We start from the raw sequence: 22266 nt of genomic DNA on the forward strand, positions 1-22266 counted from the left end.
GGCTCCTGAAGTTGAAGCATTGATGATCGTTCCCACGCTCCGCGTGGTAATGCCTTTCGTGACGCTCTGCGTCACCTGTTCGAGACCGGACGCGGAGCATTGGCACGATGATGTTCTTCCAGGCGATCAGCCGATCGCCTGGCTAATCAGCGCAAACTGGCGCACGCCCTGAGTGGCTTGCGGGACTGCGCCCATGCTCATGCACGTCACACTGTCCACGCGCTTGAGGCCTGCTTCCTCCAGCCAGTCCGCAAGACCGCAATCGGTCGGGATGTCGATGCGTACAAAGGCGTAAGGCACCTTGGCCAGCAGGTGTTCGATCATGTGTCGTGCTTGCTCGACAGACTGCGCAACCACCGGGCCGATGCACAGGCCTCGTCCGAATGGGCGCAGCAGAGCAAATGCCTGCAACTGACCGTCACGTTCAACGCCCACCGCGTGCTCGATGTTGCTCAACACATCGCCCAGCGTGACCGAGCGATCCATGCCCGAACCGGCGTTGGCCAGTTCCAGCACACGAGGATGGTCGGCTTCGCTGAGGACGCGGCAGCTTTCATCGGACTTCAGCTCGGTCAGCGTCAGTTGTTGCGCCTGGCCCTGACGCTGCTGGATCTCGCCAAAGCGGACGAAGCCCATTTTTTCGTAGAGCGGTGCGCCTGCCAGTGTCGCGTTGAGTACAGCCGTACGCGGTGCAACGCTGCCGACGGCCAGCTCCATCAACTTGCGGCCAATGCCTTTGCCTTGATAGTCGTCGCTGACGATCACCAGGCCGATGGTGGAGAACTCGCCCTGATGGCAGGCAAACGCGCTGCCGATCAAGCGACCATTGTGTAGCGCGACGAAGCCCTGAGCGACACGTTGCAGCATGGCCCAGTCTTCAAGTCGGTGCGGCCACTTCAGGGCGATGGACAGTTCATGTGCGTTGCCGACATCGGCTGCGGTCATGGGGCGGTATTCAAAGTCGAGGCGTTGCTGAGCGAGCATGACGTGTCTCCGTCCAGAAGGATGCACAGGCAATAAAAAGTTGCTGCAGATGTGCTGTATCCCACCTGTGGCGAGAGGAGACAAGAGGCTGGCGAGCATTCGGCAGATTCCACAAACCGCCGTTCGCCAGACCACAGTTACTGCTTAAAACGGTCGAAGACCCGGCAGCAAATGCTTGTGGTTTTTTGGGCGCATAACGTTCTTTATATAGCAGCGGGTTTTTGCTTCTTGTGGATCATCGGAAGCGGCGCAGTTTCTGCGGCGCAAACCCCTGCGTTTGAGCCTGAGCGCCCTGAAAAGGGTCAAAAAAGCACCGGAAACCGGGGTTTGCCCAAGGCTGGAGCGCCCCGCAAAGTCTGCTGAGCGCACACCTCAAAACGGTGGTTTCTATCAAGCAGCCATCACTTTTAACGCCATATGCTGATTTCACGGTGTTGTAATGAGGGTGTGCTTCAGCGTGCATCACCGCCCTTCTGACGAGGCCGGATTGTGCGTCATGCCATGCCCTCAACGAACTTTCAGGACCGCACACAATGAGCTTTCTTCGACCAAAATTCATTACGTTCGACTGCTACGGCACGTTGACCAATTTCCATATGGGCACCATGACGCGCGAGCTGTTCGCCGACCGCGTTCCGGCTGAACAGATGGACCAGTTCGTCAAAGACTTCTCGGCGTATCGCCTGGATCAGGTCATGGGTGACTGGATGCCTTACGACGAAATCCTGAAAGTGGCACTGGCTCGCACCTGCAAGCGCTGGAACGTTGAGTACCGTGAAGAAGGCCAGCTGTACTACGACGCAGTGCCAACCTGGGGCCCGCATGCCGATGTCCCGGCCGGCCTGTCGAAAATCGCCGACAAGATCCCTCTGGTGATTTTCTCCAACGCCAGCGATAGCCAGATCATGTCCAACGTCGAAAAGCTCGGCGCGCCGTTCCACAAGGTGTTCACCGCTGAACAGGCCCAGGCCTACAAGCCGCGTCTGGCCGCGTTCGAATTCATGCTCGACAACCTTGGTTGCGGCCCGGAAGACATCTTGCATGTCTCTTCCAGCTTCCGTTACGACCTTTTCTCGGCGCATGACATGAAAATCAGGAACAAGGCGTTTGTGGCACGCGGTCACGAACAACCGGCCAATAGCTCCTTCGAGTATCACCAGATCCCGGACATCGGCGGTCTGCCCGGTCTGGTCGGCCTCTGACCGGACAGGCTGAGCCAACAGCAACACCGGCATTTTTCAAGGTGCTCATCCATGAGTGACAAGGGGAACAAAATGCGCAGTGAGTCCTACTGGCTCGACACAGCTCCAGATTTTACCGGCGCGCAGGATGGCGCGGTGGAGGGGCAGGCTGACGTTGTGGTGGTCGGTGGCGGTTTTACCGGTCTTGCGGCAGCGCGTGCATTGGCCTTGAAAGGTGCCAGCGTGGTGGTTCTGGAATCAGGTCGGGTGATCGGCGAAGCCTCTGGCCGCAATGGCGGGCAGTGCAACACTGGCGTGGCTCAGGACTATGCGTCGCTGAGCGCCAGCCTGGGTGCCGATCAGGCGCGCGCCTATTACAAGGCCTACGAAAGTGCGGTGCAGAGCGTCGTCAATGTGATCGAGCAGGAAAGTATCGCCTGCGACATCAAGCGCAACGGCAAGCTCAAGCTGGCGGCCAAACCGGGGCATTACGAAGGATTGGCCCGCACCTGCGAGCTGATTCGTCGGGAAGTCGATGCCGACGTCGAACTGCTGTCGGCTCACGACGTACGCTCGGAAATTGATTCAGACGAATTCCACGGTGGCCTGTTGCAACGCAACGGTGTGCAGATGCACGTCGGGCGTTTTGGTCTGGGCCTCGCTGATGCGGCCGTGCGGCATGGCGCTCGGGTGTATCAGAGCGCGACGGTCAAGGACTGGAAAGCCAACCGCGGTGGCTTCGTGGTCAACACCTCGAAGGGCTCTATTCAGGCCGGACAAGTGCTGCTCGCCACGGGGGCCTGCCAGCATGGCGGCCTGGGCTGGTATCGCCGCCGTATCGTCCCGGTCGGCAGTTTCGTGATTGTCACCGAAGTATTGCCGCAGGCGCTGATCAACCAGTTGTTTCCCAACCAGCGCGCTTATGTGACCAGCCGTTTGATCGGCAACTATTTCCGTCTCACACCGGATAACCGGTTGCTGTTCGGCGGGCGGGCCCGCTTTGCGATGTCCAACAGCAGCTCCGACGCCAAGAGCGGCAAGGTGCTGCAAGCAGCGATGGTGCAGATGTTTCCGCAACTGGCCCACGTCAAGGTTGACTACTGCTGGGGTGGTCTGGTGGACATGACGTCCGACCGTTTGCCGCGTGCAGGCGAGCACGGCGGAGTTTTCTACTCGATGGGTTACAGCGGCCATGGCGTGCAGATGTCAGTACACATGGGCCAGGTGATGGCCGAAGTCATGGAAGGCAAGGCGCAGGCCAATCCCTGGAAAGACCTGAGCTGGCCAGCGATCCCCGGCCACTTCGGCAAGCCCTGGTTTCTGCCTCTGGTCGGCGCTTACTACCGCTATCAGGACAGTCGCCACTGAGTTTTTGTTTAACCGTCGTCGTGTGCGCATGAAGGATGCTCCGGCCCACCGTGAGCAACTCGGAATTTCCCCTTTTCGACAGGTAGAACTGATATGGCTGACAAGAAAACCGATTCCCCATTGATCACAGGCGAAGACAGCCTGCGTGTTTTCGAGGGTCTCAACCGTGGTCTGTCGCGTCGTGACGCACTGCGTATGCTGGGCGTTGCCGGCGTGGTCGCCGCTGGCTCTTCCAGCCTGTTCGGCGCGGCGGGCAAGGTCTTTGCCGATGACGCGGATGCGCCGGTCAAAGGCAAGCCAGGCGGTCGCATTCGTGTGGCGGGCATGTCTAGCTCCACGGCCGATACGCTTGACCCGGCCAAAGGTGCGCTGTCCACCGACTACGTTCGCCATTTCATGTTCTACAACGGCCTGACCCGCTTCGACAGCCATCTGGTTCCGCACATGGAACTGGCCGAGAAGATCGAAAGCGATAACGCCACCGTCTGGACCGTGACCCTGCTTCAGGGCGTGACCTTCCACAATGGCAAGGCATTGACCGCTGGCGATGTAGTGTTCTCGCTGTCGCGTCACAAGGACCCGGCCACCGGCTCGAAAGTGTTGCCGCTGATGGCGCAGTTCTCCGAGATCAAGGCCACCGGCCCGATGGAAGTGCAGATCACCCTCAGCTCGCCAAACGCCGAGCTGCCTTCGATCCTGGCGGTCTCGCACCTGCTGATCGTGCCCGAAGGCACCACCGACTTCAGCAAGGGCATCGGCACCGGCCCGTTCACTGTCAAGGAGTTCAACCCAGGCGTGCGCTCGGTCAGCGCCCGCAACCCCAACTACTGGAAACCGGGTCTGCCGTATCTGGACGAAATCGAATTCATCGCCATTTCCGACGAGCCATCGCGGGTCAACGCGCTGCTGTCCGGCGATGTGCACATGATCAACGAGGTCAACCCGCGTTCCACCACGCGCATTGCCGCCAGCACCACGCACCGTGTAGTGGATGCGCCGTCCGGCAACTACACCGACCTGATCATTCGCCAGGACCAGATGCCCGGCAAGAGCCCGGAATTCACCGAGGCCATGAAGTACCTGCTGGACCGTGAACAGGTCAAATCGGCAGTGTTCCGTGGCTACGCCCGCGTGGGTAACGACCATCCGATCTCGCCCGGCTCGCGCTACTTCAACGCTGACCTGCCGCAGCGCGCCTACGATCCTGAGAAGGCCAAATTCCTGCTCAAGAAAGCCGGTATGGAAAAGATCACCATGGCGGTGGCGGCATCGCCCGCTGCGACCGGTTCGGTGGACATCGCCGTGCTGCTGCAACAGTCGGCCAAGCAGGCTGGCCTGACCCTCAACGTCAACCGTCTGCCAAGCGATGGCTACTGGTCCAACCACTGGATGAAGCACCCGCTGAGCTTCGGCAACATCAACCCGCGCCCGAACGCCGACGTGATCTTCTCGCAATTCTTCCAGTCCACGGCACCGTGGAACGAGTCTGGCTGGAAGAACGATCAGTTCGATCAGTTACTGCTGCTGGCCCGTGGCGAGACCGACGACGACAAGCGCGCCAAGATGTACGGCGACATGCAGACACTGGTCAGCCAGAACTGCGGCATCGGCATTCCGGTATTCATCAGCAACATCGATGGCGTGGACAAGCGTATCCAGGGTTACTCCAGCAACCCGCTGGGCGGCTTCATGGGTTACATGTTCAGCGAGCAGGTGTGGCTGGACGCGTAAATGAAGCGCTGAATCGAGCAGGAGGATGCAGATGAATAGCAACACACTCTGGTTGATCGTGCAGCGCTTCGGCGCAGCGATCGTGACGTTGTTGATCGTTTCCATCGTGGTCTTCGCCATTACGGCGGTGCTGCCGGGGGACGCAGCACAACAGGCTCTTGGGCAATTCGCGACGCCTGAACAGGTCGCGGCGTTGCGTACAAAACTGGGCCTGGACCAACCCGGTGTGGTGCGTTACCTGCAGTGGTTGACCAACCTGCTCGGTGGCAACTTCGGTGAGTCGGTGTCCAACGCGATGCCGGTTTCCGAGCTGATTGCCGGACGCTTCCCAAAGACCCTGATGCTGTCGGCAACGACCGCGCTGGTATCGGTTCCGGTCGCGCTGGCACTGGGCATCGGTGCGGCGATGTATCGCGGCAGTCGCCTGGACGGTGCGCTGAATTTCATCACGCTGACCCTGGTGGCAGTGCCCGAATTTCTGGTGGCAACGCTGGCGGTGCTGATTTTTGCCGTCAACCTGGGCTGGCTGTCGGCCCTGTCGTATGGAGGGGATGTCAGCTCGCCCTGGCAGTTCATGCGCACCTATGCCTTGCCGGTGATGACCCTGTGCTGCGTGATCGTGGCGCAGATGGCGCGCATGACCCGCGCCGCAGTCATCGATCAACTGGACAGCCCCTATGTGGAAATGGCCCGGCTCAAGGGCGTCAGCCCGGTCCGTATCGTGTTGCGTCACGCCTTGCCCAACGCCATCGGGCCGATTGCCAACGCCGTGGCGCTGAGCCTTTCCTATCTGCTGGGCGGGGTGGTCATCGTTGAAACCATCTTCAACTATCCCGGCATCGCCAGCCTGATGGTCGATGCCGTGACCAACCGCGACATGGCATTGGTGCAGGGCTGCACCATGTTGTTTTGCGCCGCTTACCTGGGTCTGGTGCTGATGGCCGACCTGTGTGCAATTCTTTCCAACCCGAGGCTGAGAACCCAATGACTGAATTCATTGCGAAATCGACGCCTGTTGCGCCGCAACCGGTGCCTCGCAAAAGAACCGCCCGTCCGACGTCGTGGCTGGGCCTGCTGGGCGCAACGGTGTGCTTCATCTGGCTGATGGTTGCCGTGTTCGGCCCTTGGCTCGCGCCGCATCCGGTGGGTGAAGTGGTCTCCGACAACATGTTCGAAAACATGAGTGCGGCCTATCCGTTCGGTACGGATTACCTGGGCCGCGACATGCTCAGCCGGGTACTGATCGGCGCACGCTTCACGGTGGGCCTGGCATTGATCTCGGCGGTGCTGGCCAGTGGCATCGGCACCTTGTGTGCGCTGCTGTCAGTCGTCGCGCCCAGGTGGCTCGATGAAATCATCAGCCGCCTGATGGACGCCTTCATTTCGATCCCGAGCAAAATGCTGGCGCTGATCATGGTCTCGGCGTTCGGCTCGTCTGAAGTGCTGTTGATCTGCACGGCAGTACTCAGTTACACGCCGGGTGCATTTCGCATTGCGCGCAGCCTGGCGGTGAACATCGAGGCGCTGGAATACGTGCAAGTGGCGCGTACGCGCGGTGAAGGTCGCGTGTACATCGCCTGCCGCGAGATCCTGCCGAACATGCTCAACCCGGTGCTGACTGACCTGGGGCTGCGTTTCGGTTTCATCGTATTGCTGCTCAGCGGCATGAGTTTTCTGGGCCTCGGTGTGCAACCACCCGACGCCGATCTGGGTTCGCTGGTACGCGAGAACATCGGTGGGCTCAGCCAGGGCGCGCCGGCCATTGTGATTCCGGCGCTGGCCATCGGCACGCTGACCATCGGTGTGAACCTGTTCATTGACCGACTGGCCTCACGGCGCGGTCGACGTTCGGGAGGGCATTGATATGAGCCAGTTGATTCGTGTGCAAGACCTGCGCGTGGTCGCCGATAGCGACCATGGCCAACTGGAGATCGTCAAAGGCGTCAGCTTCGCGCTGGAAAAAGGCGAAGTGCTGGCGTTGATCGGCGAGTCCGGCTCCGGCAAGACCACCATCGCGCTGGCGCTGCTGGGCTACGCCCGGCGCGGCTGCAAACTGGCGGGCGGCGTGGTGCAGGTCGGCGAGCACGACATGCTCAGCCTGCCCGAGAGCCAGTTGCAGGGCCTGCGCGGCAACCGCGTTTCCTACATCGCACAAAGCGCCGCAGCAGCTTTCAACCCGGCGAAAAAGCTGATTGATCAAGTGATCGAGGGCGCGCTGATTCATGGTTTGGGCAGCCGTGCAGCGTTGGAAACCAAGGCCATCGAACTGTTCCGCGACCTGGCGCTGCCCAACCCGGACACTATTGGCCAGCGTTACCCGCATCAAGTCTCGGGCGGTCAGTTGCAGCGCGTGATGGCGGCGATGGCGCTGATCAGCGATCCGCTGCTGGTGATCCTCGACGAGCCCACGACTGCGCTGGACGTCACCACGCAGATCGACGTATTGCGCGCCTTCAAACATGTGGTTCGCGAGCGCGGTGCGACGGCGGTTTACGTCTCTCATGACCTGGCCGTGGTGGCGCAGATGGCCGACCAGATCGTGGTACTCAACGGCGGGCAGATTATCGAGACCAGCAGCACCGCGGCACTGCTCAAGGGGCCGGAACAGGATTACACCCGCAGCCTGCTGGCGGCGGCGCGTCCAGACAAAGTGCTGACCCCGGCCAGCGACGTGGTCAAGGACAGCACGCTGTTGACCATCAAAGGCCTGACCGCAGGCTACGGCAAAAAGAACCTGCAAGGCATGCCGATGATTCGCGTGCTGGAAGACATCGACCTGACCATTCGTCGTGGCCAGGCCATCGGTGTTATCGGTGAGTCCGGTTCGGGCAAATCGACGCTGGCCCGTGTGGTCGCCGGTTTGCTGGACCCGGCCCTGGGCAGCCTGACGTTCGACGGTGCGGAATTGTCCGGCACCCTGGCAGGCCGTACCCAAGAGCAGTTCCGGCGCATTCAGATGGTGTTCCAGAATGCCGACACCGCGCTCAACCCGATGCACAGCATCAGCGCGATTCTTGCCCGGCCGCTGAAGATGTACTTCGGCTTAAAGGGCAAGGCGTTGAGTGAGCGCATCGGCGAACTGATGGATCTGGTGCGGCTGCCCCGCGAACTCGCCGAGCGGCGTCCGAACGAACTCTCTGGCGGCCAGAAACAGCGCGTCAATCTGGCCCGCGCACTGGCGGCCAAACCGGACCTGATTCTGTGCGATGAAGTGACCTCGGCGCTGGATACCGTGGTAGGTGCGTGCATTCTCGAACTGCTTGGCGAATTGCGCCGTAAGCTGGGTGTTTCCTACCTGTTCATCAGCCACGATATATCCACTGTCCGTGCGCTGTGCGACGACATCGTGGTGATGTACAGCGGCCACAAGGTCGAAGAGGGCAGCCGCGAAGCCTTCAGCCGCGTGCCGTTCCACCCGTATACCGACTTGCTGGTGCATTCGGTGCCGGAATTGCGTCAGGGCTGGCTGGAAAGCTGCGGCGTGACCAGTGGCAAGCTGCCGCCCATCAGCGCGCCCGTCAGTAATCCGGAGCTGTGTACCTTTCTCAATCGCTGCCCGTCCCGCATTGAGGGCCTGTGCAACAAGACCGCTCCGAGCCGTCGGCGGATCGCAGGTGGCAGCGAGATCCTCTGCCATCGCGACAGCGACGAACTGCTAGCACTGCAAGAGAACCTGAATCCTATGACTGCAGGAGCCTACGCATGAACGGCCGTTTTGTGAGGCTGGGCGAGCATGATCGCCCGGTTGTAAGCCTGGTGGTCGATGGTGCGCCCATCGACGCCTTGCAGGGCGACACGCTGATGGTGGCGCTGCTGACCCGCAAAGCGACGTTGCGTCAGTCTGAATTCGATTCGGGGCGACGTGCCGGATTTTGCCTGATGGGCGCCTGCCAGGATTGCTGGGTCTGGACCCGTAGCGGCGAGCGCCTGCGCGCCTGCTCCAACGAAGTCCGCGACGGGCTCGATATCGTCACCACCCAGCCGGAGGCGAAATGGCCACTTCTTCACGGTTAGACGTTCAGAACCCGGCCAGCCCCCGCGTCGTGATCATTGGTGCCGGTCCGGCGGGCACCCGGTGTGCAGAAACCCTGCTGGCCGCAGGCATCAAGCCGATCCTGATCGATGAAAACCGGCGCGACGGCGGGCAGATCTATCGCCGTCAGCCGGAAGGCTTCAAGCGTGATTATTCGGCGCTGTATGGCACCGAAGCGGCCAAGGCGCGTGACCTGCACGAAAGCTTCGACCGCTTGCGCAAACAGATCGACTATCGCCCCGACACCCTGGCCTGGAACCTGACACAGGGTGAGCTGTGCTGCGCCAGCCAGGGCGCTCACACGGTGGTCGAATATGACGCATTGATACTGTGTGCCGGTGCCACCGACCGGCTGATGCCGATCAAGGGCTGGCAACTGGCAGGCACTTACAGCCTCGGCGGCTCGCAGATTGCGCTCAAGTCGCAGTCGGTCTCCATCGGCAGTCGCGTGGTATTCATGGGCAGCGGCCCGCTGCTTTATCTGGTCGCCAGCCAATACGTCAAAGCCGGTGCCGATGTGGCTGCGGTGCTCGACACTTCACCGTTCAGCAAACGCATTGGCGCGATGCCCAAATTGCTTGCGCGTCCCGGCCTGCTGTTCAACGGCATGAAACTGCTGGCTCAACTGTACAGCGCCAAAGTGCCGGTGCATCTGGGCGTGCAGCCTGAAGAAATCATTGGCAGCGAGCAGGACGGCGTGACCGGCGTGCGTGTGAAGCTTGCCAACGGCAACTCGCTGACCGTCGATTGCGACGCGCTGGCACTGGGTTATCACCTGCGTCCCGAAACCCAACTGGCTGACCTGGCCGGATGCGGCCTGCGCTTCGATGACGCCTCCGGGCAATGGGTGCTGGCGGTTGACGAAGAAGGCCGCACCTCGGTCAACGGCGTTTACGCTGCTGGCGATGGTGCGAAGATTCGTGGCGCTGACGCCGCCGAGCAGGCCGGTCGGCTGGCGGCGATGGCGTTGCTGGACGATCTTGGCCGGCCTGTGGATAACTCCCGTCGCGAAGACGTGCGCAAGAATCTGATCCTTATGGATCGCTTTCGCGTCGGCCTGGCCGAAGCGTTTCCCTGGCCTGCCGCTCAAGCGGCGGCGCTGCCTGATGAGGCGATTGTCTGCCGCTGTGAAATGATCAGCGCGGGCGAGCTACGCGGTGTGGTGCGAGAAAAGGGCGCCTGTGAAGTCAACCGCGCCAAGGCGTTCAGCCGCGTCGGCATGGGCCGTTGTCAGGGGCGTTACTGCTCGCAGGCCGGTGCCGAAGTGATCGCCGCCGAAGCCGGCGTGCCGGTCGAACAGGTCGGTCGCCAGCGTGGTCAGGCTCCGGTCAAACCGCTGTCGATGCTGGTGGACGAGGTGGTGTCATGAGGCAGCCGAAAGTCGATGTGCTGATTGTCGGTGGTGGTTTCATGGGCTCGGCGTCGGCGTTCTTTCTGCGCCAGCGCGGCCAGTCGGTGACGTTGCTGGAGCGCGACGTGATCGGCCAGTACGCCAGCGGTGTGAACTTCGGCAATGTGCGGCGTCAGGGCCGTCATCTGGGCCAGTTGGAGCTGGCCAATCGCTCAAGGGAGTTGTGGCAGAGGCTGCCGCAACTGATCGGTGAAGACCTGGAGTTCCTGCCCAGCGGCCACATGCGCGTTTGCTACCGCGAGGATGAAATTCCTGAGCTGGAGGCTTACGCAGCGGCCCCGGAAGCGCAGGCGCTGGACCTGAAAATCTATCGCGGCAAGGAACTGCACGAGCGCTTCCCGTTTCTTGGGCCGGACGTGAAGGGCGGCTCTTACGCGCCACACGATGGCCACGCCAACCCGCGTCTGGCCGCACCCGCCTTCGCCCGCGCTGCCATTCGTGCCGGGGCGCGGATCGAAGAGCGTACTGAAGTGGCGCACGTCGAAAAGGTCGGTAACGAATTTGAAGTCACGACAACCGATGGGCGTATTTTCACCGCTGATCAATTGCTGATCACCGCTGGCGCGTGGGGGCAGAAACTCTCTGCACAGTTCGGCGAGCCGGTGCCACTGGACACTCACGGCCCGCAGATGGCAGTGACCGAACCGGTGCCTTACGCGCTGCCGACAGTGATCGGCGTGTTCACCAAAATCCCTCACGAAGTGATCTATTTCCGGCAGATCGCACGGGGCAATATCGTCATTGGCGGTGGCTTTCGCAGCAAACCGGACATGGCCAATCGCCGAGCCTATGTCGAGCCGCGCAGCATCATCAATCAGCTGCAGCAGATGCGTCGCTTGCTGCCCGGCGTCGGCAACCTGAACATCATTCGTGTGTGGAGCGGCATTGAAGGCTACACGCCGGATTCACTGCCGGTAATGGGCCGCAGCGGCAAGGTCGACGGGCTGTTCTATGCGTTTGGCTTCTGCGGTCACGGCTTCCAGCTCGGTCCGGGCGTCGGCGATGTGATGGCTGAACTGATCAGCACTGGCAGCACCAGCACCTCGATCAGCCCATTCGACATTCGCCGTTTTGATGTCTTCACCGAACAAGCGAGTAAAGCCTCATGAGCCCACGCGCACTGGAAATCCTCAAGCGCCTGATTGCCTTCGACACCGTGTCATCAGAGCCGAACATGGCGCTGATCGAATACGTTCGCGAGCTGCTGGCGAGCAAGGGCATCGAGTCGTTGATCGTCAAGGACGAAACCGGCAAGAAGGCCAACCTGTTCGCCAGCACCGGTCCGCGAGACGTGCCGGGCGTGTTGCTTTCCGGCCACACCGATGTAGTGCCGGCTGCCGGTCAGGCGTGGACGATGCCCCCGTTTCAGGCCACCCTGCGCGACGGGCGTATTTATGGCCGTGGCACCTGTGACATGAAGGGGTTTATCGCGCTGGCGATCGACGCGATGCTCAATGCGGCGGACATGACCTTGCTGCGGCCGTTGCAACTGGCCTTGTCCCACGATGAAGAAATCGGCTGTGTCGGCGTGCGGCGTCTGCTGGATGTGCTGCACCTCGCGCCGGTGCGTCCTTTCCTGTGCGTGGTGGGCGAACCTACGCTGATGCAGTTTGCCGTCGGGCACAAAGGCAAGGCGTCCTATCGCACCTTCTGCCGGGGCCAGGAAGCGCATTCTTCGCTGGCGCCCCGGGCAGTCAATGCGATTCATCTGGCCAGTGATTTCATCGCTGAACTGCGTAACAGCCAGAAACGGATCGAGCAGCAGGGCGCGCGTGACGAGGGCTATGACATTCCTTACAGCACCGTGCACATCGGGCGTATCGATGGCGGCAAGGCGCTGAATATTGTGCCCAATCTGTGCACCCTGGAATTCGAATACCGCAACCTGCCGGGGGACAATCCCGACCTGTTGCTGGAGCAACTGCGCGAGCGTGCCGAAGTGCTGGTACGCGAAGCGCGGCAGCTGTCGGGCGTGGCGGCCATCGAGATCGAAGTCATGAACGAGTACCCGGCGCTGGAGACCCATCCAAGCGTCGAAGCAGTGCGCATGCTGCACGCGTTTGCCGAACCGGGCACGCAGAACATCAAGGTCTCGTATGGCACCGAAGGTGGTCTGTTCGCCGGGCGGCTCAACGTGCCGGTGGTGGTGTGCGGGCCGGGTTCCATCGAGCAGGCGCACAAGCCGGACGAGTTCATCGACGAGAGCCAGATGGATGCGGGCGAGCGCTTTTTGCAAAGTCTGCTGGGCTCGCTGAAGCAGTAGAGGCTGCCGTCCGGGCGCGAATTTCAGCATCGGACGCTGCCGTTATCCTGCTTTCAGCATCCTGGCCTGTGACGTCTGCCTAGACTGGCAGTCATCCCGCAACAGGACTCGATGACCATGCTCAAGAATCAGTTGAAAGACCCCAGCCTGCTGGTGGACCGCGCCTATGTCGATGGGCAATGGATCAGCGCTGACGACGGTGCAACGCTGACCATCAGCGACCCGGCGACCGGCGAAATGATCGCGCAGGTTCCGGCGCTGCAAGGCGTCGAAACCCGGCGTGCCATCGAAGCGGCTGATCGGGCCTGGCCTGCCTGGCGCGCCCGACCTGCCGCCGAACGTGCGGCCTTGCTGGAACGCTGGCACCAGGCGATGCTCGACAACGTCGAAGACCTGGCGTTGATCATGACCCTTGAGCAGGGCAAGCCGCTGAACGAGTCGCGTGGCGAGATCCGCTACGGTGCCAGCTTCGTCAAATGGTTCGCCGAAGAGGCACGTCGTTCCTACGGCGAAACCATCCCGACGCCCAGTGCAGATCGTCGTTTGATGACGCTCAAGCAGCCGGTCGGCGTCTGCGCCGCGATTACACCGTGGAACTTCCCCAACGCGATGATCACTCGCAAGTGCGCGCCAGCCCTGGCCGCAGGTTGCCCGATCATCGTCAAACCTTCGGACCTCACGCCGCTGTCGGCGCTGGCCCTGGCCGTGCTGGCCGAGCGTGTGGGCATTCCTGCCGGGGTGTTCAACGTGATCACCGGCATGCCGACCGGCATCGGTGAAGAACTGACCGGCAACCCGGTGGTGCGCAAGATTTCCTTTACCGGCTCGACTCCGGTCGGCCGCTTGCTGATGCGCCAAAGCGCTGAACACATCAAGCGCCTGAGTCTTGAGCTGGGTGGTAACGCGCCTTTTATCGTCTTCGATGACGCTGATCTGGAGCAGGCGGTAGCAGGCATCATGCTCAGCAAATTCCGCAACGCCGGGCAGACCTGCGTGTGCGCCAACCGGATTCTGGTGCAGGACGGGATCTACGACCGTTTCGCGGCGCGTCTGGTAGAAGAGGTCGCCAGGCTCAAAGTGGGCAACGGCCTGGAAGAGGGTGTGACCATTGGTCCGCTGATCAACCCGGCAGCGGTCAGCAAGGTCACCCGGCACATCGACGATGCACTGAGTCAGGGGGCGAAGTTGCTGTACGGCGAGCGTCCCGGCGGCGACAACCAGTTCGTCCAGCCGACCGTGTTGGGCGATACCCATGCAGGCATGCTGCTGGCCAACGAAGAAACCTTTGGCCCGGTCGCTCCGCTGATGCGCTTCACCGATGAAGCCGAGGCGCTCGCGCTGGCCAACGCTACGCCTTATGGCCTGGGCGCGTACTACTTCACCCAGGACCTGCGCCGCTCATGGCGTTTCGGCGAAGCGCTGGAGTTCGGCATGGTCGGCCTCAACACCGGCATCATCTCCATGGAAGTCGCCCCGTTCGGTGGCATCAAACAGTCCGGCCTGGGCCGTGAAGGCTCAAGCTACGGGCTGGATGAGTACCTGGAAGTGAAGGCGTTTCATGTCGGCGGTCTGTAAGGCGGGATAACCACGCGCGGCCTCGAGAATCGCCTCTAGTAGGGGCGATCCACCTGCTGTGCAGCCCTGCTGTCTCTCTGGGTCAACAGATCCGATGCCAGGGTGTAATCCTTCTGGAAGGCCGGGCTTTCGATCCACTCGATGGCGGTGTCTTCGTCCTCATCGTGATACATGGCGCGATACACGATCAGCAAGCCCATCATGAAGTCCGTGGCGGGGTCTTCTTCCTCTTCGGAAATCACCAGTGCCAGCACCGGGTACTGCAGGAAAACCACGCACAGCGCCAATTGACTGATGGCTTCGGCAGCATTCATGGCCACGAACAGGTCATCGTAGTCGGCAGGGTCGAAGCCGTTCTCGACGATGTCCGGGAAGTCGAAGGTATTGAGGTCGAGTTCGACATCATCAAACGGCTGATTGACCAGCGCAGAGGCGAATACCGGATGGACCAGGCGAGTCGGGGATTTGCCCGAACGGTTCTGCTTGGCTTTGATCTTCGCGCGTTTGGCACGTTTCTGCTGCTTGTCTGGCGAGGCCATGAGCGGTCCTTTGGCGGGCGGTGTGGGGCAATGGCGACTATTGAAACGCAGAAGCAGGCAATAACCAAGGTCTGGCCGTAAATAGCGCAATGCCGGGCAATAAAAAACCCGCCTTACGCGGGTTTGATTATTTCTGTCTTATCAACGCGTCAACGTTTACTCGGCTTCGAAAACGCCTCGGCTTCATCCATGCGGTTGGCAAACATACTGACCGCCTCGACAGCATCGCTTGCGCCGTCGCGAATCTGCACGATCACCTGCCCGGCCTGATCCGCCAGCGTCACGCCCCGGTTGGCACCTTCCTGGGTGGCGCTCATGCTGGCTACGGCTTCGCGCGTTTCGGCGAGGATCTTGCCGATCATTTCGGCAATTTCCGTGGTCGAGCCGCTGGTGCGTCCTGCAAGCTGACGTACTTCGTCGGCCACCACCGCAAACCCGCGACCCTGATCACCGGCCCGTGCGGCCTCGATGGCGGCGTTGAGCGCTAACAGATTGGTCTGATCCGCGATGCCACGAATGGTGTTGACGATCGCGGTGATCTGTTCGGAGCGATCACCCAACTGACTCACCAGCTTCGCCGAGGCACCAATGTTTTCGGCAATCTGCCGCATCTCCCGCGCAGTGTCCTGAATGACCAGGGTGCCCTGCTCGGCCACTTTCTCGGTTTCTGCCGAAATATGGTAAGCCCGCGAGGCGCCGTGCGCGTCAGCGTCCTGCTTTTCAACCCGTGCGCTAATGTCGCTGGCGAACTTCACCACTTTGTAGAGTTTGCCCTCAACATCAAACACCGGGTTGTACGTTGCCTCCAGCCACACCACCCGGCCGTTCTTGCCGATCCGCTTGAACTGCCCGCCGACAAACTCGCCATGGTTCAGTTTGCGCCAGAAGTCTGTGTATTCAGGGCTGTTGACCAGCGACGGTTCGCAGAAAGATCGGTGATGTTTGCCTTTGATTTCATTCAGCGCATAACCCATGACATTCAGGAAGTTGCTGTTGGCGGCGATCACATTGCCAGCGGGGTCGAACTCACAAATGGCCATGGCGCGATCGACAGCGGCCAGCTTGCTGCGGGTCTCGTTTTCGAGCATGACCTGCGAGGTGACATCCAGCGCGTATTTGACGACTTTGAATACGTTGCCCTGAGCATCGCTTACCGGGTTGTAACTGGCTTCCAGCCAGACGTTGTGGCCGCTCTTGTTGAGGCGCTTGAATTTTCCGGAGATGAATTTGCCCGCCCGTAAAGAAGCCCAGAGATCTGCGTACTCGCGGCTGCGGAGCATGTCGGGTTCGCAAAAATCCCGGTGCGTCTTGCCTGCAATGTCTTCTGGCCGATACCCCATCGTCGCCAGAAAGTTATCGTTGGCGCGAAGGATCTTGCCATCGAGGTCCATTTCGACGACAGCCATCGATCTTTCCAGCGCGTTTGTCAGTCCTTTGAGCGTGTCTACCTCAGCCTTCATGGCGGTCAGTTCAGCCTTGCTCTTGTTTCCGAACATAACGTACCCCTGGTGTTTTTACGGACGGATTGCTCTCAGGCTATCGACACAAATTGTCGCGACATTAATTTGTCAGGCGGCAAAGCAGACAGGCGGGTAGGGTCTTTTTTATGTCAAAAAACTGTAAATGCGTTTGAATGGATCGTGCTGGCGAAGAGAGCTTTTTGAGTGCTTTACGGTGGAGCGACAGCTGTCTGCCATTCGCCAAACGGCAGACAAAGAAAAGCCCGCGATGGGGGAGCGGGCTTAAGGATTCACACTTGGGAGCAGCTCTACAATGACGTGTCGGCTGTGAAAAGTTTGTGAAGGGTTTTCACTGTTTTCACTTTTTTTCCGGCTGAATCGTATTGGTCACTTCAGACGTCGGCACGAAGGTCTTCGACTCTTCGGCAGCCGCTTCCTTGGACGCCGCTTTATCCTTCGCCGCTTCGGTGTTCTCTTTGGCAGCCTCGTTCACCTTGTCCTGAGCGGATTCCATCTTCTCCTGGGATTTTTCCTGGTGAGCCTGAGCATCCTGTGCTTTCTGTTCAGACTTGCTGTCGCAGGCAGCCAGACCCAGAGTGGCGGCGATGATGAGGGCAGAGGCAGTTAACTTGAGCACGGAATGTTCCTTCAGATGGCAAATGTAGGGTTTCGAGGGCGAGCGGGGGGAGTTAGTTCAATGGGATGGGGCGGCTGCGGCTCTAGCCGGGTGGTCTTGATGCCGAATGCGGCTGCTGTTTGGTTTCGTTTTTTGAGGCTTCTTCACTAGAGGCTCCCGTCACTGAGCGCTTTGAATGGCTATCCAGTCATCCAGAAATACCCAAATCAGCATCAATAGTATGATAATTTGATCGCCAACTATAACCAAGTCTGAGGTTTTAATCATGGGAACCGTGCGCAAAACCATCACCGTGACTGATCAGCAGGATGCCTGGATAAAGGCGCAGATTGACGTAGGCGGTTATACCAACGATAGCGAGTATATTCGCGACTTGATCCGCCGAGAGCAGGCCAGGAGCGCCGACATCGAGGCTATCCGCCTTGCGCTGATCGAAGGTGAATCCAGTGGTGAGCCTCGTCCATTCAATGCCGATGAATTCAAGCAGAGAATGTTGAAAGCGAATGGCTGAGTATCGTCTTGCACCTGCTGCGGAGCGCGATCTGGAAGCGATCTGGGTTTACACCTTTCATGAATGGGGCTCGACGCAGGCCAATCGTTATATCGATAGCATCACGAAGGTTTTTACGGAGCTGGCGCATTCACCCAAAACAGCCCAGACCTGCGATCACTCGTATTCTTCATGAGCGGATGGATGCGCAGTCTTATATCTGACGTCGAGCGCTGTGCTGGTTTTTTCAGGCAGGTACTCAGTCAAGAAAATTAAAGACAACAAAAAGCCCGCACGGGGCGGGCTTCTTGTGTGCTTTCAGGTGTGCTTGGCATCACCTGAAAACGAAAGGTGGTGCCCAGAGACGGAATCGAACCGCCGACACGGGGATTTTCAATCCCCTGCTCTACCGACTGAGCTATCTGGGCAACGGGGCGCATTAAACGTGTTTTTCAGGAGGTCGTCAAGCGTGTTTTTTCAAAAAATTGAATTATTACCGACGCTTACGACCTTCACCGCGTGAAATGCTTTATTTTTCGGGGGGAACGTAGCCTTCGGCCTGGGCGTATTCTTCGCCTGAGAGGAACTTGTCCATCTCGGTCTGGAGGAATTTGCGGTCTTCGGCATTCATCATGTTCAGGCGACGTTCGTTGATCAGCAGGGTCTGGTGTTTCTGCCAGTCGGCCCAGGCTTTCTGCGAAACGTGGTTGAAGATGTCTTCACCCTTGGCGCCAGGGTATGGGGCGCGTTCCAGGCCGGGCAGTTCTTCTTTGTATTTGCGGCACATTACGGTGCGGGTCATGACGACTCTCCTGCGTTCAATACGTCGGCTGCGCGTTTGAGCAGCTTTTTCACCGGGGCGGCAAGGCCCAGGCGTGGCGGGGTGGCGAGGTTATACCAGAGCCAGTCGGCCTCGGCCACGTGATGGGCGGATTCCTGGACTTCGATCAGCCAGGGCTCGATGCTCAACTGGAAGTGGCTGAAGGTGTGGATCAGCCCCGGCAGTTCGTGGTGTTCGCCCAGTTCCAGTGCGTGTTGTGTGGCCAGATGCTTCAGGTCTGCAAAGTCGTCCAGCTCCGGCAGGCTCCACAGGCCGCCCCACAAGCCGCTGGAAGGACGACGATAAAGCAGAATCGCGCCGTCGCGGTTGGCCAGCATCGGCATCAGCGTGCGCTTCTGCGGGACGGTCTTGCGTGGCTTGGGGATCGGGTAGCGGGTTTCCAGGCCCAGCATGTGTGCCTGACAGCCACGCTCCAGCGGGCACAGCAGGCAGCTGGGTTTACTGCGGGTGCAGAGCGTGGCGCCGAGGTCCATCATCGCCTGGGTGTAGTTATTGACGCGGCTGTGCGGTGTGAAGCGCTCGGCGGTGGCCCACAGTTGTTTGGCGACCTTGGGTTCGCCGGGATAGCCCTCTTGCGCGGTAAAGCGCGCTAGCACCCGTTTGACGTTGCCATCCAGGATGGGCGCACGAATACCCATGCTCAGGCTGGCAATTGCGCCTGCGGTGGACAGGCCGATACCGGGCAGCAGAATCAGTTTTTCGACGTCGCGGGGAAACTCGCCGTCGTGATCGGCGACGACGATTTTTGCGGTCTTCTGCAGGTTGCGGGCGCGGGTGTAGTAACCCAGCCCGGTCCACAGGTGCAGCACTTCGTCTTCAGGCGCGTCAGCCAGCGCCTGCACGGTCGGCAGGGCTTCCATGAAGCGCTCGAAGTAGTTCAGGACGGTGCTGACCTGGGTCTGCTGCAGCATGATTTCCGATACCCAGACCCGATAGGGCGTGATGCCCTGTTGCCAGGGCAGGTCGTGTCGGCCATGACGGTCGTACCAGTCCAGCACGGCGCTGGAGAATTGTTCAGGTTGCATGGCCTGGAGGGCTCTCGTCGTCGGAATGTGAAAGTCTTTTACTGCCAGGCGTCAGGGAGCGCCGTAATGGGCGCTCCTGAGCCGTCAGCCCTGGGCTAGCGTTTGAACAGCCCCTTCAGGGCGTCCTTGAACTCGGGGCTCACCTTGTCGCCCAGTTTCTCGTTCAGCTTGTCCTCAAGCTTTTCGCCGATTCGGTCGCCCGCCAGTTTTGCGGCGATCTGACCGACGCCTTCCTTGTCCAGACGGCAGGCCTTGGCGCCCAGTTCCAGCGGGCCACGGCACTGCACCGGCCACTCGATACCGACGAAGCGCGGGTTGATCTCGCAGGCCGGGTCCGGCATGTCGCTCTTGTCGCCTTCGACGATGATGCCGACGCGGTAGTTCATGCCCAGTACGCGCAGGTCGACGTCGCCGTTACCGTTGACGGCCATGCCCGGCGTGCGCACCTTGAGGTCCGGGTTGCTGGCCACGCCGTTGCGCACCACCAGATTGCCGTTGAGTTGCTGGAACGGTGTGTCCTTGGCGCGCGGTTCGCCACTCAGCGTTTTGCGGTTCAGGATCGAAATACCCCGGCACAGTTGCTGTTCGAGGTTGGCGTTGACCAGCACGCCATTGTCCAGTGCGAAGCTGGCATTGCCGTTCAGGCCGTCAATCAGGGCTTTTTCGCTGTTGCCTTTGCCGGACAGGTCGCTGTTGAGGGTCAGCACGCCACGCACCGGAGGTTTCTGGCCCTGGCTTTCCAGAATGCGCTCGATGGGCACCCTGGCGACGCGCGTCTGTACGCTCACAACCGGTACGTCAGGACGGACATCCAGATTGCCTTTGACCTCGAAGTTGCCGTTGTACAGGTCGCCGCTCAATGTATCGAGCCTGATCACCCCAGCGTTGGCCTGAGTCTTGAGCGCAGCATTGTTGATCGGCAGTTTCTCCAGTGTCAGCTTGCCAAAGCTGAGGTCAGCCTCGACATCCAGCGTGCGCAGACGCTCCAGTGGCAGCAGCCTGGTGCTGCTCCAGGCCGCTTTGGTCGGTTGTTCGGGCAGCGGCGAGTCACCTGCGGCGGCTGCCGCTTCGCCACTCTGCACTTCGGACTGACGCGCAGCCTTGGCACCTTTGCTGTCTTCACTTTCGGCAGGGCGGTAGCGGTCGGCGTCGAAGGTATCGCCCTTGAGCTGCACGCGCAGCGCCTGGCGGGCGAAATCATCTACGGCGATGCGTCCGGTGAAGGTGCTCTCATCGACTTTCAGATTGAGGTTTTCAAGTACCAGGCTGGTGGGCGTACCACTCAGACGAGTGACCATCTCAACCTTGCTCAGCGCGCCCTCGGCCATGGCGGGCAGCGGGTGGCCGATGTTTTCCATGAACGTGCGCAGGTCGAGCTGGGCAATCGACAGGCCGCCAGTGATTTGCGGTGTTTTATCCAGATCGCGGGCGCGCAGTTCGCCCAGTGCGCGCAACTGGTTGGCGGAAAACTTCAGGCTGTTCCATTCGGCGATATTGGCGGCCAGGTCGACCAGCAACTGGCCTTGAGCCGAGTAGGTCACCGTCTTGCCTTGCAACGGCTCGCCTGCGATTTCACCGGACAGGCGCATGTCTTCAAACTGATAGCGTTTGAGCGCTCGGTCCATACGCAACTGCCCGACCAGCTCGGTCTTGGCGCGCACCACGGGCTGGTTGGTGCTGAGGAAGGCGGTCAGCTTGATTGGAATGTCCGACGCTTCGCGAATCGGGCCGGTACTCAACTGGATGCTTTCGGCCATGAAGGTCTGGCCTTTTCTGGCGTCGCTGTAGTCCACGCGAGCGTTATTGACCGTGAGGCTGTCGATGTCCAGCCGGAGAGGCTGCGAGGGACGATCCGGCTTGGGCGCATCGGGCGTTGGTGCCGGAGTGGTTTCAGGTGGCGTGGCAGAGGAAACCGCAGGCTTGCCGATGTCTTCCCAGTTGCCGTGACCATTCTCGTCACGGTGCAGTGTCAGGTTCAGGCCTTCGACGCGGATGTCGCTCATCTGTACCTGGCGACGCAGCAGCGGAAGGACGCGCACGGACAGGCCGAGCATCTGCACGTCGGCGAACGGCTGATCAGGGGCGGTCAGGGTGGCGACGTGGGTGTCGTGCAGTTCCAGGCCAAGCCACGGGAACAGACTCCAGCCGATATCACCATTGAGCGTCAGCTCGACGTTGGCCTTTTCACGCGCCAGTTGTCGAATCTCGTCTTTGTAGTCGTTGGGATCAAACAGGTGAGTCAGGGCAAAGCCGAGAGCCACGATGATCAGCAACAACCCGAGAATAAACAGCCCCAGGATTTTGCCGAACGCTTTCATGGGCGAGTCCTTGTGTCGATGTTCAAAAATAGCCCACGAGTATACCGCCCCTGCGTCCTTCTCGGGCTGTCGATGCCGTTATTGCCGAGCGGAATCCGTTTTCTGAGGGGCTGGCCGTTTTCGAATGCTCGACAGCTGGCTGGCGATGGTGCTGCCCCGGCAGATTTTTCTGATCATCTGCGCAGCGTCGACGGCAGCCAAAAGTACACGGTTCGTTACTTGACGATATGCCTTCCGGGCTTATTTCAGCGCGTGGCCAAGTGCAAGTTGGTGGGCTATATATAAAGGTCGAGTGCTCTTCTATTCGCCTGTTAATTGGTTGCCTCTATGGGTCAATAGATGGCGTGGATTGACGTGGGTATCTTGATAATAAAAAGGACTTAACAAGATGCTTATTTGCCATCAGACAG

The 22266-nt window shown here is 60.3% G+C and carries 20 protein-coding genes, 1 tRNA gene and 1 pseudogene; 13 read left to right on the forward strand and 9 right to left on the reverse strand.

From position 1 onward, the window contains the following. Positions 1-126: 126 nt before the first annotated feature. Complete coding sequence (locus I9H07_RS00450) at positions 127-984, reverse strand: GNAT family N-acetyltransferase (RefSeq protein WP_024674944.1); 858 nt, start codon at positions 982-984, stop codon at positions 127-129. Between the two features lie 533 nt (positions 985-1517). Between I9H07_RS00450 and I9H07_RS00455 the strand changes: the two genes are divergently transcribed. From I9H07_RS00455 to I9H07_RS00505, 11 genes are all read left to right on the forward strand, one after another. After that, positions 1518-2186: a haloacid dehalogenase type II gene (locus I9H07_RS00455; protein ID WP_024674945.1), complete on the forward strand. Its 669-nt coding sequence runs from the start codon at positions 1518-1520 to the stop codon at positions 2184-2186. 72 nt (positions 2187-2258) lie between these two features. Further along, positions 2259-3533, forward strand: coding sequence for an NAD(P)/FAD-dependent oxidoreductase (locus I9H07_RS00460; protein WP_236423356.1), 1275 nt, complete (start codon positions 2259-2261; stop codon positions 3531-3533). Positions 3534-3626: 93 nt separating this feature from the next. Continuing rightward, a complete protein-coding gene (locus tag I9H07_RS00465; RefSeq protein WP_236423327.1) occupies positions 3627-5264 on the forward strand; it encodes an ABC transporter substrate-binding protein in 1638 nt (545 codons plus the stop codon). A gap of 31 nt (positions 5265-5295) precedes the next feature. After that, entirely contained in the window at positions 5296-6252 is a 957-nt protein-coding gene (locus I9H07_RS00470; RefSeq protein ID WP_024674948.1) for an ABC transporter permease, read from the forward strand. Next, on the forward strand, positions 6249-7127 hold the full coding sequence (locus tag I9H07_RS00475) for an ABC transporter permease (RefSeq protein ID WP_236423325.1): 879 nt from the start codon (positions 6249-6251) through the stop codon (positions 7125-7127). Before I9H07_RS00470 ends, I9H07_RS00475 begins: the two co-directional genes overlap by 4 nt. 1 nt (position 7128) lies before the next feature. Beyond that, complete coding sequence (locus I9H07_RS00480) at positions 7129-8970, forward strand: ABC transporter ATP-binding protein (protein ID WP_236423323.1); 1842 nt, start codon at positions 7129-7131, stop codon at positions 8968-8970. Beyond that, on the forward strand, positions 8967-9278 hold the full coding sequence (locus I9H07_RS00485) for a (2Fe-2S)-binding protein (RefSeq protein ID WP_024674951.1): 312 nt from the start codon (positions 8967-8969) through the stop codon (positions 9276-9278). Before I9H07_RS00480 ends, I9H07_RS00485 begins: the two co-directional genes overlap by 4 nt. Further along, positions 9257-10666, forward strand: a complete 1410-nt coding sequence (locus I9H07_RS00490; RefSeq protein WP_058824059.1) for an NAD(P)/FAD-dependent oxidoreductase — start codon at positions 9257-9259, stop codon at positions 10664-10666. The genes I9H07_RS00485 and I9H07_RS00490 overlap by 22 nt, the downstream gene beginning before the upstream one ends. Then, positions 10663-11817 (forward strand): NAD(P)/FAD-dependent oxidoreductase, encoded by a 1155-nt coding sequence (locus I9H07_RS00495; RefSeq protein ID WP_058824060.1) that lies wholly within the window; start codon positions 10663-10665, stop codon positions 11815-11817. Before I9H07_RS00490 ends, I9H07_RS00495 begins: the two co-directional genes overlap by 4 nt. Further along, a complete protein-coding gene (gene argE, locus I9H07_RS00500; protein WP_236423321.1) occupies positions 11814-12971 on the forward strand; it encodes an acetylornithine deacetylase in 1158 nt (385 codons plus the stop codon). Before I9H07_RS00495 ends, argE begins: the two co-directional genes overlap by 4 nt. 117 nt (positions 12972-13088) lie before the next feature. Then, a complete protein-coding gene (locus I9H07_RS00505) occupies positions 13089-14546 on the forward strand; it encodes an NAD-dependent succinate-semialdehyde dehydrogenase (RefSeq protein ID WP_236423320.1) in 1458 nt (485 codons plus the stop codon). Between the two features lie 35 nt (positions 14547-14581). Here I9H07_RS00505 and I9H07_RS00510 read toward each other — a convergent pair whose 3' ends face one another. The 4 genes and pseudogenes from I9H07_RS00510 to I9H07_RS00525 all read right to left on the reverse strand — a co-directional run bounded on the left by I9H07_RS00510 (position 14582) and on the right by I9H07_RS00525 (position 17182). Beyond that, entirely contained in the window at positions 14582-15085 is a 504-nt protein-coding gene (locus I9H07_RS00510; RefSeq protein ID WP_024646347.1) for a hypothetical protein, read from the reverse strand. A gap of 149 nt (positions 15086-15234) precedes the next feature. Beyond that, positions 15235-15741 (reverse strand): methyl-accepting chemotaxis protein, encoded by a 507-nt coding sequence (locus I9H07_RS24975; protein ID WP_236423355.1) that lies wholly within the window; start codon positions 15739-15741, stop codon positions 15235-15237. Between the two features lie 69 nt (positions 15742-15810). Next, positions 15811-16581: pseudogene (locus tag I9H07_RS24980) on the reverse strand (PAS domain-containing protein); the annotation flags it as partial. A gap of 322 nt (positions 16582-16903) precedes the next feature. Continuing rightward, entirely contained in the window at positions 16904-17182 is a 279-nt protein-coding gene (locus I9H07_RS00525; RefSeq protein ID WP_010433117.1) for a hypothetical protein, read from the reverse strand. A gap of 265 nt (positions 17183-17447) precedes the next feature. On the opposite strand from I9H07_RS00525, the gene I9H07_RS00530 reads away from it, so the two are divergent. Next, a complete protein-coding gene (locus tag I9H07_RS00530; protein WP_236423319.1) occupies positions 17448-17693 on the forward strand; it encodes a type II toxin-antitoxin system ParD family antitoxin in 246 nt (81 codons plus the stop codon). Then, positions 17686-17868 carry a type II toxin-antitoxin system RelE/ParE family toxin gene (locus tag I9H07_RS00535; protein ID WP_236423317.1) on the forward strand — a complete coding sequence of 61 codons (183 nt, stop codon included), beginning with the start codon at positions 17686-17688 and terminating at the stop codon, positions 17866-17868. Before I9H07_RS00530 ends, I9H07_RS00535 begins: the two co-directional genes overlap by 8 nt. A 156-nt stretch (positions 17869-18024) precedes the next feature. On the opposite strand, the gene I9H07_RS00540 is transcribed toward I9H07_RS00535, so the two are convergent. The 4 genes from I9H07_RS00540 to I9H07_RS00555 form a co-directional block, all read right to left on the reverse strand. Continuing rightward, positions 18025-18100: transfer RNA gene (locus I9H07_RS00540), tRNA-Phe, on the reverse strand. Between the two features lie 101 nt (positions 18101-18201). Continuing rightward, positions 18202-18474, reverse strand: a complete 273-nt coding sequence (locus I9H07_RS00545; protein ID WP_002555777.1) for an oxidative damage protection protein — start codon at positions 18472-18474, stop codon at positions 18202-18204. Continuing rightward, positions 18471-19538 carry an A/G-specific adenine glycosylase gene (gene mutY, locus I9H07_RS00550; RefSeq protein WP_024672619.1) on the reverse strand — a complete coding sequence of 356 codons (1068 nt, stop codon included), beginning with the start codon at positions 19536-19538 and terminating at the stop codon, positions 18471-18473. Before mutY ends, I9H07_RS00545 begins: the two co-directional genes overlap by 4 nt. 95 nt (positions 19539-19633) lie before the next feature. Further along, entirely contained in the window at positions 19634-21856 is a 2223-nt protein-coding gene (locus tag I9H07_RS00555) for an AsmA family protein (RefSeq protein WP_236423315.1), read from the reverse strand. Positions 21857-22266: the final 410 nt, after the last annotated feature.

Source organism: Pseudomonas syringae (assembly GCF_023278085.1).
Taxonomy (GTDB): Bacteria; Pseudomonadota; Gammaproteobacteria; order Pseudomonadales; family Pseudomonadaceae; genus Aquipseudomonas; species Aquipseudomonas syringae_Q.

Bases quoted from the DNA above. Each gene is read 5' to 3' on its own strand.
- I9H07_RS00450 (WP_024674944.1), bottom strand. From the start codon at position 984: ATGCTCGCTCAGCAACGCCTCGACTTTGAATACCGCCCCATGACCGCA.
- I9H07_RS00455 (WP_024674945.1), top strand. From the start codon at position 1,518: ATGAGCTTTCTTCGACCAAAATTCATTACGTTCGACTGCTACGGCACG.
- I9H07_RS00460 (WP_236423356.1), top strand. From the start codon at position 2,259: ATGCGCAGTGAGTCCTACTGGCTCGACACAGCTCCAGATTTTACCGGC.
- I9H07_RS00465 (WP_236423327.1), top strand. From the start codon at position 3,627: ATGGCTGACAAGAAAACCGATTCCCCATTGATCACAGGCGAAGACAGC.
- I9H07_RS00470 (WP_024674948.1), top strand. From the start codon at position 5,296: ATGAATAGCAACACACTCTGGTTGATCGTGCAGCGCTTCGGCGCAGCG.
- I9H07_RS00475 (WP_236423325.1), top strand. From the start codon at position 6,249: ATGACTGAATTCATTGCGAAATCGACGCCTGTTGCGCCGCAACCGGTG.
- I9H07_RS00480 (WP_236423323.1), top strand. From the start codon at position 7,129: ATGAGCCAGTTGATTCGTGTGCAAGACCTGCGCGTGGTCGCCGATAGC.
- I9H07_RS00485 (WP_024674951.1), top strand. From the start codon at position 8,967: ATGAACGGCCGTTTTGTGAGGCTGGGCGAGCATGATCGCCCGGTTGTA.
- I9H07_RS00490 (WP_058824059.1), top strand. From the start codon at position 9,257: ATGGCCACTTCTTCACGGTTAGACGTTCAGAACCCGGCCAGCCCCCGC.
- I9H07_RS00495 (WP_058824060.1), top strand. From the start codon at position 10,663: ATGAGGCAGCCGAAAGTCGATGTGCTGATTGTCGGTGGTGGTTTCATG.
- argE (WP_236423321.1), top strand. From the start codon at position 11,814: ATGAGCCCACGCGCACTGGAAATCCTCAAGCGCCTGATTGCCTTCGAC.
- I9H07_RS00505 (WP_236423320.1), top strand. From the start codon at position 13,089: ATGCTCAAGAATCAGTTGAAAGACCCCAGCCTGCTGGTGGACCGCGCC.
- I9H07_RS00510 (WP_024646347.1), bottom strand. From the start codon at position 15,085: ATGGCCTCGCCAGACAAGCAGCAGAAACGTGCCAAACGCGCGAAGATC.
- I9H07_RS00530 (WP_236423319.1), top strand. From the start codon at position 17,448: ATGGGAACCGTGCGCAAAACCATCACCGTGACTGATCAGCAGGATGCC.
- I9H07_RS00535 (WP_236423317.1), top strand. From the start codon at position 17,686: ATGGCTGAGTATCGTCTTGCACCTGCTGCGGAGCGCGATCTGGAAGCG.
- I9H07_RS00545 (WP_002555777.1), bottom strand. From the start codon at position 18,474: ATGACCCGCACCGTAATGTGCCGCAAATACAAAGAAGAACTGCCCGGC.
- mutY (WP_024672619.1), bottom strand. From the start codon at position 19,538: ATGCAACCTGAACAATTCTCCAGCGCCGTGCTGGACTGGTACGACCGT.
- I9H07_RS00555 (WP_236423315.1), bottom strand. From the start codon at position 21,856: ATGAAAGCGTTCGGCAAAATCCTGGGGCTGTTTATTCTCGGGTTGTTG.